Source organism: Oceanobacillus sp. CAU 1775 (genome assembly GCF_054482815.1).
This window is the reverse complement of record NZ_JBTLRO010000002.1, coordinates 358,098-372,894: the sequence shown is the minus strand read 5'-3', so window position 1 is coordinate 372,894 and position 14,797 is coordinate 358,098. Positions and strand designations below refer to the sequence as shown.

The 14,797-nt window shown below is 36.0% G+C and carries 17 protein-coding genes; all 17 read left to right on the top strand.

The window, feature by feature from the left end; all coding sequences use genetic code 11:
* Positions 1-427: 427 nt before the first annotated feature.
* Complete coding sequence (gene xerC / locus ACXYMZ_RS05115; protein WP_458947283.1) at positions 428-1,348, top strand: tyrosine recombinase XerC; 921 nt, start codon at positions 428-430, stop codon at positions 1,346-1,348.
* A gap of 17 nt (positions 1,349-1,365) precedes the next feature.
* On the top strand, positions 1,366-1,911 hold the full coding sequence (gene hslV, locus ACXYMZ_RS05110; RefSeq protein WP_458947282.1) for an ATP-dependent protease subunit HslV: 546 nt from the start codon (positions 1,366-1,368) through the stop codon (positions 1,909-1,911).
* A gap of 20 nt (positions 1,912-1,931) precedes the next feature.
* On the top strand, positions 1,932-3,329 hold the full coding sequence (hslU, locus tag ACXYMZ_RS05105) for an HslU--HslV peptidase ATPase subunit (protein WP_458947281.1): 1,398 nt from the start codon (positions 1,932-1,934) through the stop codon (positions 3,327-3,329).
* A 25-nt stretch (positions 3,330-3,354) separates the two neighbouring features.
* A complete protein-coding gene (gene codY, locus ACXYMZ_RS05100; RefSeq protein WP_458947280.1) occupies positions 3,355-4,134 on the top strand; it encodes a GTP-sensing pleiotropic transcriptional regulator CodY in 780 nt (259 codons plus the stop codon).
* Positions 4,135-4,502: 368 nt separating this feature from the next.
* Entirely contained in the window at positions 4,503-4,898 is a 396-nt protein-coding gene (flgB, locus tag ACXYMZ_RS05095) for a flagellar basal body rod protein FlgB (protein WP_458947279.1), read from the top strand.
* 2 nt (positions 4,899-4,900) lie between these two features.
* Positions 4,901-5,353, top strand: a complete 453-nt coding sequence (flgC, locus tag ACXYMZ_RS05090; protein WP_458947278.1) for a flagellar basal body rod protein FlgC — start codon at positions 4,901-4,903, stop codon at positions 5,351-5,353.
* Between the two features lie 21 nt (positions 5,354-5,374).
* On the top strand, positions 5,375-5,671 hold the full coding sequence (fliE, locus tag ACXYMZ_RS05085) for a flagellar hook-basal body complex protein FliE (protein WP_458947277.1): 297 nt from the start codon (positions 5,375-5,377) through the stop codon (positions 5,669-5,671).
* A 71-nt stretch (positions 5,672-5,742) separates the two neighbouring features.
* Positions 5,743-7,347, top strand: coding sequence for a flagellar basal-body MS-ring/collar protein FliF (gene fliF / locus ACXYMZ_RS05080; RefSeq protein WP_458947276.1), 1,605 nt, complete (start codon positions 5,743-5,745; stop codon positions 7,345-7,347).
* Between the two features lie 19 nt (positions 7,348-7,366).
* The gene (gene fliG / locus ACXYMZ_RS05075) at positions 7,367-8,377 is read left to right on the top strand and encodes a flagellar motor switch protein FliG (RefSeq protein WP_458947275.1); all 1,011 of its coding nucleotides are present in this window, start codon (positions 7,367-7,369) and stop codon (positions 8,375-8,377) included.
* Positions 8,370-9,122: a flagellar assembly protein FliH gene (fliH, locus tag ACXYMZ_RS05070; RefSeq protein ID WP_458947274.1), complete on the top strand. Its 753-nt coding sequence runs from the start codon at positions 8,370-8,372 to the stop codon at positions 9,120-9,122. Before fliG ends, fliH begins: the two co-directional genes overlap by 8 nt.
* Entirely contained in the window at positions 9,119-10,438 is a 1,320-nt protein-coding gene (fliI, locus tag ACXYMZ_RS05065) for a flagellar protein export ATPase FliI (protein ID WP_458947273.1), read from the top strand. The genes fliH and fliI overlap by 4 nt, the downstream gene beginning before the upstream one ends.
* On the top strand, positions 10,438-10,884 hold the full coding sequence (gene fliJ, locus ACXYMZ_RS05060) for a flagellar export protein FliJ (protein ID WP_458947272.1): 447 nt from the start codon (positions 10,438-10,440) through the stop codon (positions 10,882-10,884). The genes fliI and fliJ overlap by 1 nt, the downstream gene beginning before the upstream one ends.
* A gap of 5 nt (positions 10,885-10,889) precedes the next feature.
* The gene (locus ACXYMZ_RS05055) at positions 10,890-11,489 is read left to right on the top strand and encodes a MotE family protein (RefSeq protein ID WP_458947271.1); all 600 of its coding nucleotides are present in this window, start codon (positions 10,890-10,892) and stop codon (positions 11,487-11,489) included.
* 44 nt (positions 11,490-11,533) lie between these two features.
* Complete coding sequence (locus tag ACXYMZ_RS05050) at positions 11,534-12,907, top strand: flagellar hook-length control protein FliK (protein ID WP_458947270.1); 1,374 nt, start codon at positions 11,534-11,536, stop codon at positions 12,905-12,907.
* Positions 12,908-13,378 (top strand): flagellar hook assembly protein FlgD, encoded by a 471-nt coding sequence (gene flgD / locus ACXYMZ_RS05045; RefSeq protein ID WP_458947269.1) that lies wholly within the window; start codon positions 12,908-12,910, stop codon positions 13,376-13,378.
* A gap of 16 nt (positions 13,379-13,394) precedes the next feature.
* Positions 13,395-13,766, top strand: coding sequence for a TIGR02530 family flagellar biosynthesis protein (locus tag ACXYMZ_RS05040; protein ID WP_458947268.1), 372 nt, complete (start codon positions 13,395-13,397; stop codon positions 13,764-13,766).
* 80 nt (positions 13,767-13,846) lie between these two features.
* Positions 13,847-14,764, top strand: a complete 918-nt coding sequence (gene flgG, locus ACXYMZ_RS05035; RefSeq protein ID WP_458947267.1) for a flagellar basal body rod protein FlgG — start codon at positions 13,847-13,849, stop codon at positions 14,762-14,764.
* The last annotated feature ends 33 nt before the right edge of the window (positions 14,765-14,797 follow it).

Genomic DNA, 14,797 nt, shown 5'->3' with positions numbered 1-14,797 from the left:
ATTGTATATTTCTCTTGCTCCATGTAAATAATGTTATTCTATAAATCAAAATAATGGTTATAATGAATAAAAAGCAAGAAGCAGAACCACTCGACGAATTATCTTTATTATGAGATAATCAAATGTGGTGCCTTTTTTATTACCCCAAGAGAACTCATAATTGCGATTTTCACAAAATGTTCATCAATTCATATTCTTCTAAAAAAATTAATACTACAAAATTGACTAAAAATTAATAACTCAATATAATATCCAATGGACAAACAAATCTTCATTTCCCTATTCACGAATAGCAGGTACAAGCCCCGTCCCTTAACTTTATACAAAATATCAGCCCGATTCTGAATTTTGTTTTAATTTCGTTAAATTAATTGATTTTGAAGATATAGTATGTTATTATTTATTCAGATTTTAATGGGGTGAGAAGGTGAAAAGTTTTGTAGAAAGTTGTCAAAACTTTGTGGAATATCTACAAATCGAGAAAAATGCATCTCCTTACACAATTCAGTTTTACCAGAAGGATTTAGAAACTTTCTTTCAGTTTTTAGAAAGTGAATCGGTTGAGAAATTAAAAGATGTTGATCATCAGCTTATTCGTTTGTATCTTACGAAAATGTATGACAGAAAATTAAGCAGAAAATCTGTATCTAGAAAAATTTCAACGATACGTAGTTTCTATCGTTTTCTCGAAAGAGAAGATGAAACATATACAAATCCTTTCGTTCATATTCATTTCCCTAAAGCAGAAAAAAAGATTCCTGGTTTTTTATATAAAGAGGAATTGGAAAAATTGTTTGATGTGAATGATTTAACGGATCCGTTAGGCCAAAGAGATCAAGCGCTTTTAGAGATTCTTTATGGCACGGGCATTCGAGTAAGCGAATGCCAAGGGTTACGCTTAGGAGATATTGATTTTTCAATTGGCACTATATTTGTTAAAGGAAAAGGCCGTAAAGAAAGATATGTTCCGTTTGGTAGTTATGCAGAAGTTGCTTTAGAAAGATATATAAATGAAGGTAGAAGAACACTATTAGAGAAATCAAAGGATTCTTCAAAAGATGTATTATTTCTTAACGCCAGAGGTGGTCCGTTGACCACAAGAGGTATTCGACATGTATTAAATAAAATAGTTGAAAGAGCAGCACTTACCATTCATCTACACCCACATAAATTAAGACATACATTTGCGACAAACCTGCTAAATGAAGGGGCTGACTTACGAACAGTCCAGGAATTATTAGGTCATGAAAGTTTATCATCAACACAAATTTATACACATGTTACGAAAGACCATTTGCGTGATGTATATATGAAAACACATCCAAGAGCAAATGATCAAAACAAGTAATGATAGGGGTGATTTGAATGTCGAATCAAATGCATGCAACTACTATTTTTGCCATTCAGCATGATGGACAGTGTGCGATGTGTGGTGATGGTCAAGTAACATTGGGAAATGCTGTAGTCATGAAACACAAAGCTAAAAAAGTTCGTAAGCTTCACAATGGTAAAGTACTAGCTGGTTTCGCTGGATCTGTTGCGGATGCTTTTACACTCTTTGAAAAGTTTGAAAGTAAATTAAATGCATTTAACGGAAACCTAACTCGTGCTGCAGTGGAATTAGCGCAAGAGTGGCGCAGTGATCGAGTTCTAAGAAAACTAGAAGCCATGCTAATCGTTATGAATAAAGAAAATATGTACTTGGTATCTGGAACTGGAGAAGTAATTGAGCCAGACGATGGGATACTTGCGATTGGTTCAGGTGGGAATTATGCACTAAGTGCAGGAAGAGCACTTGTAAAACATGCAAACTCGTTAACGGCTGAGGAAATTGCTAGAACTTCATTAGAAGTTGCTGGTGAAATTTGTGTGTTTACGAATGACCAGTTAACTTTAGAAGTACTTAACTAGTAGGAGGTAAGCAGCGAACTATGGGAATGGAGTACACTCCAAAACAAATTGTTGAACAGTTGGATAGGTATGTCATTGGCCAGAATAAAGCAAAGCGTTCTGTTGCAGTTGCACTTAGGAATCGGTATAGAAGAATGCAACTTGATGATGATATCAAAGATGAAATTGTTCCAAAAAACATTTTAATGATCGGCCCAACAGGTGTAGGGAAAACTGAAATTGCTCGCAGATTAGCCAAACTGGTTGGAGCACCATTCATTAAAGTAGAAGCGACAAAGTTTACTGAGGTTGGTTATGTCGGACGCGATGTGGAATCAATGGTACGAGACTTGGTTGAAATGTCCGTTCGTATCATTAAAGAAGAGAAACTAAATGAAGTAAAAGATGTTGCTGAAAAAGAAGCGAATAAAAAATTGGTAGAATTACTAGTTCCTCAAGCGAAAAAACAAAATTCTATTAAAAACCCATTTGAAATGCTCTTTGCAAACCAGCCTGATATGGATGACGAATCAAATGAGGAAAGTAATAAAAATGAAGAAATCCGCAATAAACGTCAACAAGTCGAGCGCTTGCTAGCACTTGGTGAATTAGAAGAGAAATTAGTTTCTATAGAAATCATTGAAACACCACCTTCTATGTTTGATATGCTACAGGGTTCGGGTATGGAACAAATGGGTATGAATATGCAGGACGCCTTCGGACAATTTATGCCACAAAAGAAAAAGAAGCGTAAATTACCAGTTAAAGAAGCGCGAGGCATCCTAACTCAACAAGAAGCACAAAAGCTTATTGACATGGAAGAAATTGCGCAAAGTGCTACTGTAAGAGCAGAACAAGCCGGTATTATTTTTATTGATGAAATAGATAAAGTAGCCGGAACAGGGCAGGATAGTGCGAATGTTTCTCGTGAAGGGGTTCAAAGAGACATCTTGCCAATTGTTGAAGGATCGACAGTAGTTACGAAACATGGTCCAGTGAAAACAGACCATATATTATTTATAGCTGCTGGGGCATTTCATATGTCGAAGCCGTCAGATTTAATACCTGAGCTCCAGGGTAGGTTCCCGATTCGAGTGGAATTGGAAAAACTATCCGTTGAGGATTTCAAACAAATACTAACTGAACCATCCAATGCTCTAACAAAGCAGTACATGGCTTTGCTAGAAACGGAAGGTATAAAAGTTGAATTTACAGACGAAGCTATAGAAAGTATAGCAAGCGTAGCTTTTCAAGTGAATCAGGATACGGATAATATTGGTGCACGTAGACTGCATACAATTTTAGAAAAATTACTAGAAGATTTACTATTTGAAGCACCAGATATAACAATGGAAAAAATTGAAATTACCCCTTCCTATGTTGATCAAAAGTTAGCAAACATAGTGAAGAACAAAAACTTAAGCCAATTTATACTATAAAAACCTAAAAAAATGGAGGATTATTATGAAACTATTAGATCGCGCAAGAAAAATTAATGCAATGCTACAAAAAGCTACAGGAAAGTCAGTTAACTTCAATGAAATGTCTGCTTCATTAAGAGATGTTATTGGTGGCAACGTATATATCGTTAGCCGTAGAGGGAAATTACTTGGAGTAGCTGTTACACAAGAAGTTGAGAATGAGCGTATGAAATCTATGTTAGAAGAAAGACAATTCCCAGAAGATTATACGCAAGGTCTGTATAATATCCATGAGACAACATCTAACCTGGATATTGATAGCCCACATACTGTGTTCCCTGTTGAGAACAAAGATTTATTCAGAGATGGCCTAACTACAATTGTTCCTATTATCGGTGGTGGCGAGCGTTTAGGTACATTAATTATTGGACGCGTACAAGATGCATTCAATGATGATGATCTATTATTAGCAGAATATGGTGCTACAGTAGTTGGAATGGAAATTCTTCATGAGAAAACAGAAGAAATTGAAATGGAAGCACGTAGCAAAGCTGTTGTACAAATGGCAATCAGCTCACTTTCATACAGTGAATTAGAAGCTATCGACCATATCTTTGAAGAATTAAATGGTAACGAAGGTCTTCTAGTAGCAAGTAAAATTGCTGACCGCGTAGGAATTACAAGATCAGTAATCGTTAATGCACTCCGTAAACTAGAAAGTGCTGGTGTTATTGAATCACGCTCACTGGGGATGAAAGGTACTTATATTAAAGTACTTAATGATAAGTTCCTAGTAGAACTTGAGAAACTACGTTCAAGATAAATCTAAATAATGTAATAGTTGTAAAGAAGGATATCTTTTATAGGTATCCTTCTTTTTTTTTGGAAAAACCTAAAGAAAACTATTCAATTCCAATTGCCTATTCGTTAACCATTGAGCATACAAATCTTTGTAAAAAATTGTCGAAAAATAGGAAAAAATTTCAAAATTTTCGTTTTAGCAAAGTTGAAAACTGGTTTTTCTTAATAACTTCTTTCTAATTTAGTTATAATTACCTAGTCAAAAGTTTTCATTTTGTGACTTTAGTTTGAAATTACCTAAAAAGCATAGACTTATCGTTCGAATTAAAATACAATGTACTTAGGTTTAAAACTATTGTAGGATAATGTCAGATTTAGGAGAGATGTTAGGTGGACTTGTTTAAAGGAACCATTCAAAACTTAGAGCGATCATTGGATTACTCTACTGCAAAAAACCGAGCGATTTCTAATAATATCGCAAATGTGGATACTGCTAATTATAAGTCAAAGGATGTAGTATTTAAAGATGTATTGAATAATGCGATGGCAAATCCTATGGAAGCAAGACGAACAAACCCTCGTCATATCCCATTTAACACCCATTCAAATTCTGTATATCAAATCACTACTAAAAATAACACTACATACAATCATAATGGAAATAATGTCGATATAGATAAAGAAATGACAGATTTAGCAACGAACCAGATTTATTACAACAGTTTAATAGATCGTATAAATGGCAAGTTCAGTAGCATACAAACCGTACTGAGAGGAGGAAATTAAACTTGTCTATTTTTTATGGAATAAATACAAGCGCTAGTGCCCTAACTGCACAAAGGCTAAGAATGGACGTTGTCTCCTCGAATGTGGCTAATAGCGAATCTACAAGAGCTACCGTTAATGAAGCTGGTGAATGGGAACCTTATCGTAGGAAGCTAGTCTCATTTCAAGCTGAAGGAAATAATTTTAGTTCATACTTAAGTAACGCACAAAACCAAAGAGCAAATACTGGTGGCGTAAGAGCTACAGTGATCTCAGAAGATCAACAACCATTTAAAATGGTATTTAACCCAAATCATCCAGATGCTGATGCTGCTGGATATGTTCAAATGCCTAATGTGGACCCATTACAAGAAATGGTCGATTTAATGAGTGCTACACGTTCTTACGAAGCGAACGTAACAGCATTAAACGCAAGTAAAAATATGTTACTCAAAGCTTTAGAAATTGGTAAGTAAAGTAGATAAGGAGATATGACAATGAATATTAATTTTAACCCACAAGTTGGTTTGCAAAATGAAGCAATTTCTAAGGTGACAACTCCTGCAACTACTCAATCCAATTTTGGAGAAATTCTTAAAGGAACAATTGAAAATTTAAATAATGTCCAAAATGAATCGGATCGAATGACTAATGCATTAGCTTCTGGTAACGCTCAAGACTTGCATCAGGTAATGATTGCAGCGCAAAAAGCGAGTATAACATTAGAAACTACTGTGCAATTTCAACAGAAAGCAATTGATGCTTACAATGAAATTATGCGTATGCAAATTTAAAGCTGTTTAAAAATAGAAACTGCATAATTAAACAATGATTTGTGAGCAGTATGTATTTGTTGGAGGGTAGCATGAAGGAAAACCTAATAAAATGGAGAGAATCAGTGGTTTCATTTTGGGCCAACCGTTCGAAGCGTGAAAAAGTAACCTATATGGGTTCAGCTATTATTCTTATATTACTTATTATTGGAATCACTTTTTTTACTTCGAATGCGAGATCAGGCCTAGTTCCACTATATTCTAATTTATCCATACAAGAAACTAGTCAAATTACAACAGAATTAGATGCAAGAAGTGTCCCATATGAGCTAGAAAATGGTGGCACAACCATTACTGTACCAGATAATCAGGTTGATAGGTTGCTCGTCGATTTCGCAGGTCAAGGTATACCTAGCAGTGGGAATATCGACTATTCTTTTTTTAGTGAGAATTCATCTTTTGGAATTACAGACAATGAATTCAGTATAATGAAACTCGATGCAATGCAAACAGAGTTAGCTAATCTAATAACTGGAATTGAAGGTATTAACAATGCCGAGGTTATGATTAACCTCGCTGAAGAGACTGTATTTGTTGGTGAACAAATGGGAGAAACGACTGTAGCGATTGTTATTCACACGCAGCCAGGTTACCAATTTGAAGGAAATCAAATACAAACACTTTATCACCTTGTTTCAAAAGCTATACCTAATTTAAAGAAAGAAAATATTGGAATTATGAATCAGTATTTTGAATACTTCGATCTGGAATCAAGTTCACAGTATACGATGCAAAATGCTCATACGTATCAACAATCCGTTAAAAGAGATGTAGAACGTGATATTCAACGAAGATTACAGCAAATGCTTGGCACGATGGTTGGTACTGATAATGTAATTGTATCAGTTACAGCCGATGTTGATTTCACTCAAGAAAATAGATTGGAAGAATTAGTAGAACCTGTTGATATTGAAAACATGGAAGGTCTACCTGTTAGCTTAGAAACAATCCAAGAATCCTATTCAGGAAATGCTGCTGGTGGTGGAGTAGTTGGAACTGGGGAAGACGATGTTGCGAACTATCCAGGAGTAGGGACAGGTGACGACGGGGAATATGAATTAGATAAAGAAACGATAAACTTCGAGTTTAATAGAATTCGCAAGGAAATCGTTGAAAGCCCATATAAAATTAGAGACTTAGGTATTCAAGTTGCGGTTGATAATGTTAGAGGAGCGGATGGAAATGAAATAGAATTTCTTACGCTTCAAGAGCAAAACGCCGTTGAAGAAGGAATATCATCTCTTTTAGATTCCATAATTTCTACTTCTATCGACACAACATATGGTGAAGTTACACCAGAAGAAAAGTTTTCAATCGTATTTCAAGAGTTTACAAGTAATCCTATGATGACAGAAACTCCAGCGCCAACAATACCAACTTGGTTTTATATTGCTGGAGGAGTATTGCTGGCAGTGATTATTTTGTTAATCGTTTTACTCGTACGCAGTCGACGAACGAGTGAAGAAGAGTTTATAGAAGAAGTCACAATGAGTGAATCTTCGCCTATGGAAATTCCAGATATGCTTCAAGATGAAGAGTCTGAATCAATAATTCGTAGAAAACAGCTAGAAAAAATTGCTAAAGAGCAGCCAGAAGATTTCGCGAAATTATTAAGAAGCTGGATTGGTGAAGAATAGGATTAGGAGGAACGAAAGAATGGCAAGACAGAACCAACTAAGTGGTAAACAAAAAGCAGCGATTTTATTAATTTCTCTTGGTCCTGACGTTTCCGCCCAAGTATACAAACATCTTTCAGAAGAAGAAATCGAAAAGCTGAGCTTAGAGATTTCTTCTGTTAAGAAAGTAGATTCAGATATGAAAGAAGAAATCATTGAGCAATTCCATCAAATTGCAATTGCTCAAGATTATATTACTCAAGGTGGAATTGGTTACGCGAAAACCGTTTTAGAGAAAGCTTTTGGCTCTAAAGAAGCTTCAGATATTATCAATCGCCTTACCTCTTCGTTACAGGTAAGGCCGTTTGACTTTGCCAGAAAAGCGGATCCACAACAGGTGCTGAACTTTATACAAGGTGAACACCCACAGACAATTGCACTCGTTCTATCTTATCTTGACCCAGAGCAAGCTGGACAGATTTTATCTGAGCTTCCTCAAGATGTACAAGCTGATATAGCAAAACGAATTGCAACGATGGATTCAACTTCTCCAGATATCATTAGTCAAGTTGAACGGGTTCTAGAGAGTAATCTATCAATGTCCTTAACAGAGGATTACACGCAAACTGGTGGTATTCAAGCAGTTGTTGAAGTTCTTAATGGAGTCGATCGAAGTACGGAAAGAACCATATTGGAAGCATTGGAAACTCAAGACCCAGAACTTGCAGATGAAATCAAGAAGCGTATGTTTGTATTTGAAGATATCGTAATCCTTGATAACCGTGCCATCCAACGTATCATTCGTGAAGTTGATAATGAAGACTTACGTTTAGCGCTTAAAGTTGCAAGTGAAGAAGTGAAAGAGATTGTCTTTAACAACATGTCACAAAGAATGGCTGAGACATTTAAAGATGAGATGGAATATATGGGACCTGTACGTTTGAGAGATGTAGAGGAAGCTCAAACAAGAATTGTAGGAACAATCCGCAGACTCGAGGATATTGGAGAAATCATTATCGCTCGTGGCGGAGGTGACGATATCATTGTCTAGAAAAATTAAGCATAGGGAAGTTTCTCAACGAAAAATTCAAATTAAACCAATTGAGCTCCCAAAAGAACCTGTGGATATCGTAAGCGCCGAAGATGAATTATCGATGATATTGGATAAATTAGAAAAAGCAAAACAGGAACTTATTAAAACTGAAAGCGAAGAAAAAAACTTACTCGAAGAAGTTAGAGCTACGATCGCGCAAGAAAAAGAGCAATGGCAGGAAGAAAAGTTAAAATGGGTAGAAGAAGCGAAGGCAGAAGGCTATCAAGCGGGATTTAAGCAAGGTGAAGTCGCTGGTAAAAAATCGTATGAGGAATCTATCGAGATCGCGAATCATATCGTCGATTTAGTGAAGGTGGACTACCAAAAAACGTTAGAAAAAACTGAAGACGTTATTATTCAACTTGGTATGCATACCGCGGAAAAAATTATCGAAACTAGACTGGAAGAAGATCCGGATTTATTTTTAAATATTGTTAGGTCTGCATTAAAAGAAATCAAAGATCAGTCAATCATTTCAATTTACTTGCACCCTACAAATTATGAAACTGTACTTACCCAGAAAGATGAGCTTAAGAGAATTTTAGAAACAGATACAAAGCTTTCCTTATATATAAAGGAAGATTTAGAAAAAAACAGTTGTATCATTGAACATCCATTCGGACAGATTGATGCAACTGTGGATACACAGCTTGGACAAATACGTAGCGCATTATCTGAGCTAGTAATGGAGTCGAAACAATGATATTAAATGATCTTTTAGAAGTTATTGAACAAGCAGATGCCTATAAGCGATATGGCAAGGTGTCTAGGGTTATTGGAATAATGATAGAATCCAAAGGCCCTGAAGCAAACGTTGGAGAGGTCTGTTACATTCATTCTACTTCAAAAAATCGGGAACCAATAATTGCAGAAGTTGTTGGTTTCAATAACGAAAATATCATTCTCATGCCTTACGGTGAAGTGAATGAAATCGGTCCAGGTTGTTTAGTAGAATCTACCGGAAAACCACTTACAGTCAAAATCGGTAGAGGATTGATTGGTAGTGTTGTAGATTCATTAGGATTACCCCTTGATGGTTCGCTACTTCCAAAAGGTCTATCTAACTATCAAACAGAACAATCACCTCCAAATCCATTAGATAGACCCCCAATCCATGAACCCTATCAAGTTGGAGTAAAGGTCATTGATTCTTTACTAACAATGGGTAAAGGACAGAGGATTGGAATATTTGCTGGTAGTGGGGTCGGTAAGAGCACACTTTTAGGAATGATTGCTCGTAATAGTAGTGCAGATATTAATGTCATTGCATTAATTGGGGAACGAGGACGTGAAGTCCGTGAATTCATTGAAAAAGATCTGGGACCTGAAGGATTGAAAAAATCAATTGTCGTTGTGGCGACATCTGATCAACCTGCTTTAATGAGAATAAAAGGTGCTTATACCGCAACAGCAATTAGCGAATATTTCAGAGACTTAGGTTTTCAAGTGAACCTTATGATGGATTCCGTAACAAGGGTTGCCATGGCGCAACGTGAAGTTGGTCTTGCGGTAGGTGAGCCGCCAACAACCAAAGGTTATACCCCGTCTGTGTTCTCTGTTTTACCAAAACTGCTTGAAAGAACTGGGACGAATGCTCTAGGTGCGATTACTGCTTTTTATACAGTACTCGTCGACGGTGACGATATGAATGAACCTATAGCAGATGCAGTGAGAGGAATCCTTGATGGACACTTTGTTATGGATCGTAAGCTTGCTGAAAGAGGACAATACCCAGCTATTAATGTATTGAAATCGATTAGCCGTGTAATGAACCAAGTCGCGTCTGAAGAACATAAAAAAGTTGCAACTGAAATGCGAGCGCTGATGGCAATTTATGAAGAGAATAGTGAACTAATAAATATTGGTGCATATAAGCGAGGCACGAATGCTGAAATAGACCGGGCGATTGTGTATTATCCGCTCATTCAAGACTTTTTAAAGCAAGAGGTGTTTGAATATAAAACACTCGATGAATCTATCACTTTGTTACATACTCTGGTTAATGGAGGAGCTAGCTGATGGCAGAAATTGTTTCATTAATAAAAGTATTAAATGTTAGAGAGAACGAGAAGAATGTTGCGCATAAAGACTTTCTTAAATCACAAGATGTTTTCGAAGAAGTTGCTACTAAACTTTATCGCGTCTTAAAGAAAAAGGAAGAAGCAGAACAGTCTTATGAAAATTTTATCCAAACCCCAACTCCTTTAGATAAAATTAAAGAGCAGATAAGCTATATCGAAAAGTTGAATACACAAATAACTTTGCTACAACGAGATGTTCAATTTGCCCGAAGTCAAATGGATAAAAAACAAGTTATTCTAAACGAAGCATATGTCGAAGTAAAGAAATTTGAAAGTATTATCGAGAAAAGAAAACAGCTTGAGATTGAAAAAACGGAACGAATGGAAAGGTCATTTATGGATGAAATTTCTATTAACCAATATTTAAGTCATAAAAATAGGTGAAGTAAATGGCGAACACAAATCAAACGGAAAAAAAGAAAACTAAACCAATTATTTGGATATTATTTGGGGTTATTATTCCGTTGATCATTGTAATTGTAATTATAAGTATTATCTTAGGTGTTGCAGGTTTTAATGTTGTGGACTGGGCGAAGGAAAAAGGAAGCGAAGTTCCAATCATTTCAAACTTTATTCCCACAGAAGAAGAAGTTAATACTGCAGCAGAAATTGAAAGATTAACAGAAGCGGTCAACAGCAGCGATGAACAAATTGAACAATTAAACATTCAAATTGGCATCCTGGAAGATGAAATAACTGGCTATGAACAACAAGTGATGCGTCAACAGCAAACAATTGAAAGTTATGCTGAAAGAGAAATGAATAGCGAAGCAACAGAAACCTCAACAGATGAGCAATTAAAAGAGGTAGCCAAAACATACCAAGAAATGAAAAGTAAAAATGCTGCAGCTATTCTCGAAACAATGCAGCAAAACGAAGCCTTACTCATCCTACAAGAACTTCCTAACGATGTTAGAAGCAGCATTTTGGAAGCAATGGAAGTTGAATTTGCAGCAAACATGACACAATTGCTCATGAATAATAACTAATTTTTTATTCATAAACATTTAACCCTTGAAAGGGGGTGAAAAGAATGAACGTAATGACAATGTTATCGCCAAGTTTAAAAGTAAGCTCATCGACACATTCAGAAAATTTATCAGCTGGCAAGTTAATGGATAAGACTGCATTTCCAACTGTATTTGGTCAACTAACAAATAGTTCGTCACAAAAGATGGAAGTGATAGATGAAGCTGTCTTAGTAGAAGAAGTAATCATAGAACTTAATGCTGAAGAGATGAAAGAGTTATTTAATAGCCTTGACTTATCAACACTTAAAGATGTTTTAAATGGTTTATTAGAACAAGGTGAACTATCTAATGAAGATCTAATTCTTGTTGAAGAAATGCTTGCCGATCTTTCATCTGAAACTTTACCGGCGTTTGATATGGTGTCAGAGGATCTCATGGCAATGATGATGAAGCAATACGAAGAAATACGACTAGCAGCACAAGATTCTCAAGATAATACGAAAGACTACCAATCCATCTTTCAAACTGCACTTCATCTACATTCAAATCTAGCTTTAACTGGATTAACAGATAAGCAAGCACAAGACCAACTGAAACAGCTTTATACAAGAATAGAAGCTTTATTACAGCAAATAAACTCACAAGCAGACATGAAGAAAATCGCTCCAAAACTTCAAGAGTTTTTACAGGAGTGGCAGCAATTAACAGCAAAGTCATCTGCTCAAACAAGTAACCAAGTACTTTTGAATGCTGACAATAAAGCTCTTGCAAATGTTTGGCAAGAACTTGTACAAGCATATGAAAAACGTATGGGAATGTCTCAGCGTCAGCAGTACAATCTTGATGCTAAGGTTTCAACAAATGATATTGTTCGTTGGTTAGGAAATGCAATGGAAGCAAATGCGCAAACTGATAAAGTTGTTCAGATGCCAGTGTCTACGATGAATATGCCTATTTCTAAAGTAGAACAATTTGTAATTCACTTGAATCAAACACAAACACATCAATCTGTTGACAAGCAGCTAATCGAACAGTTCCAAAAAATAATGGATGCTAATAAGATTACGAGCTTACAAAACAATCGAGGTCAACTAGCAATTACTCTAAAACCAGTAAACCTTGGTGAAATGCTTGTGCGTTTTACACAAGTTAATGGAGAAATGGTAGTGAAAATCACTGTTACAACTGCCGCAGCAAAGAGTATGTTAGAAGGAAATCTACAACAGTTACGTGGAATGTTCTCTCCGCAACAAGTAATTATTGAGAGACAAGAGGTAAACTTGACGCAAACTCAAGAAGCACAGAATGAAGAAACAAGAGAAGAACAACAAGACAGAAATCAAGAACAACAAACAAATTCTAAAAATGAGCAGCAACTAGAAGATGATTCATTTGCTAATATCTTTGAGGAATTAGTTCTGAATGAGAAAGTGTAGGTGAAAAACGTGGTAAATGGAATTGATCCTTCCTTATATTTATCAAATCAAAGAAATACTAGAGAGCCTAACCCTGAGTTAGACAAGGATGGTTTCTTGAGAATTTTAATGACTCAGTTACAAACACAAGACCCAACTGATCCAATGGATAGTCAAGGTATGGTACAACAAATGACACAACTTTCTTCATTAGAACAAATGATGAACATGTCAAAGTCTATTGAAATGCTTGTACAAAGCCAATTGATGTCCCCTGTAATTGAATATAGTCATATGATTGGTAAAACAGTTACTTATAAAGATGAATCTGAAGGTGCTTCTGGTAATGTATCAAGTAAAGTGGTATCTGTAAGCCAAAAAGATGGCTGGGCGATATTAGAACTTGATAATGGTGAGAAGATCTATGCAGATGCAGTTATTGAAGTAAGAGCTGATAGCAATACAGAAGCAGAAAAAGATACAGCAGAATAAAAGGAAGTGAATTGTAATGGACCACCGCATTCATCAAGTGCCTAAGTATGCATTACAATTTCCAAATGTAGCAAAGCCAAAGCAAACACAACCAACAACAAGTTTTGAAGAAGTTTTAAAAGCAGAAAGTAACTTAAAAATAAGTAAACATGCTTCTGATAGAATTAAAGAGAGAAATATAGAAATAACAGACAAGCTCTGGCAGACAATTGGAGAAAGAGTGCAAGAGGCAAAACAAAAAGGAGTTACTGATTCATTAGTTGTATTAAACGACGCTGCACTACTTGTTAGCGCAAAAAACAATACAGTCGTTACAGCTATGGACAGAACAGAATCACTAAGTAAAACTTTTACGAATATAAACGGTACAATTTTAATTAATGGATAGGCTGGACTCATAGCGAGAAGCCGAATAGCTATTGACTGACAGATATAGCTAAATGATGAAAATAAAAGGAGAAATAAATTATGTTACGTTCAATGTATGCAGGAATCTCAGGTATGAAAAACTTTCAAACGAAATTAGATGTTATCGGGAATAACATCGCTAACGTTAGTACATCAGGATTCAAAAAAGGTAGAGTTACCTTCCAAGATATGATGAGTCAAACAACTGCAGGAGCACAAGGCCCTACAGCTACTCGAGGTGGAGTGAACGCTTCACAAGTAGGACTAGGTTCACAAATGGGAACGATTGATAATATTCATACACAAGGTTTCCGTCAAACGACAAATAACCCTCTTGATTTTGCTATTCAGGGAGATGGGATGTTTGCATTGGTGGAAGGTGATGTGACGAATATAATTAATAGCCAAGATGTTGCATTTTCACGGGCGGGTAACTTTTATTTGGATCAAAATGGAAATATTGTGAATCCACAGGGTTTATATTTAGTGGGTTATCAGGAGGATCCTACTTATGATCCCAATGCTGCTGCGCCAGGTAATCCAACGCTAGATACATTAGGGACAATAACAATTCCTCGTGATGCTCAAAGTTTTAATATAGAGTCTAATGGACTTGTTACTTACATTAATAATCAAGGTGATTTCTCTATAGCAGGTCAAGTTGCTTTAGTTAACTTCTCGAATCCAGCTGGTCTAGAGAAAATTGGAGATAATCTTTATAATAGTACTCCTAACGCTGGGGGAAGAAGCTTGGAAGCAGATGGAACACCGACTCAAAATGAGTATTTTAACTTCCAAAGAGCAGAGTCCGATGGTCTCGGCTCATCAATCATCAGTAACTCCCTAGAAATGTCCAACGTTGACCTTGCTGAAGAGTTCACTGAAATGATTACTGCACAACGTGGTTTCCAAGCGAACACTAGAATTATTACTACTTCGGATGAGATTTTACAAGAATTAGTAAACTTAAAACGATAATAAGGAGGTAGGGAGTGCTTAACATTTAAGCAC

Excerpts from the sequence above, each read along its gene's own strand:
- hslV (WP_458947282.1), top strand. The coding sequence starts at position 1,366 with ATGTCGAATCAAATGCATGCAACTACTATTTTTGCCATTCAGCATGAT.
- hslU (WP_458947281.1), top strand. The coding sequence starts at position 1,932 with ATGGGAATGGAGTACACTCCAAAACAAATTGTTGAACAGTTGGATAGG.
- codY (WP_458947280.1), top strand. The coding sequence starts at position 3,355 with ATGAAACTATTAGATCGCGCAAGAAAAATTAATGCAATGCTACAAAAA.
- fliE (WP_458947277.1), top strand. The coding sequence starts at position 5,375 with ATGAATATTAATTTTAACCCACAAGTTGGTTTGCAAAATGAAGCAATT.
- fliF (WP_458947276.1), top strand. The coding sequence starts at position 5,743 with ATGAAGGAAAACCTAATAAAATGGAGAGAATCAGTGGTTTCATTTTGG.
- fliG (WP_458947275.1), top strand. The coding sequence starts at position 7,367 with ATGGCAAGACAGAACCAACTAAGTGGTAAACAAAAAGCAGCGATTTTA.
- fliI (WP_458947273.1), top strand. The coding sequence starts at position 9,119 with ATGATATTAAATGATCTTTTAGAAGTTATTGAACAAGCAGATGCCTAT.
- fliJ (WP_458947272.1), top strand. The coding sequence starts at position 10,438 with ATGGCAGAAATTGTTTCATTAATAAAAGTATTAAATGTTAGAGAGAAC.
- ACXYMZ_RS05055 (WP_458947271.1), top strand. The coding sequence starts at position 10,890 with ATGGCGAACACAAATCAAACGGAAAAAAAGAAAACTAAACCAATTATT.
- ACXYMZ_RS05050 (WP_458947270.1), top strand. The coding sequence starts at position 11,534 with ATGAACGTAATGACAATGTTATCGCCAAGTTTAAAAGTAAGCTCATCG.
- ACXYMZ_RS05040 (WP_458947268.1), top strand. The coding sequence starts at position 13,395 with ATGGACCACCGCATTCATCAAGTGCCTAAGTATGCATTACAATTTCCA.
- flgG (WP_458947267.1), top strand. The coding sequence starts at position 13,847 with ATGTTACGTTCAATGTATGCAGGAATCTCAGGTATGAAAAACTTTCAA.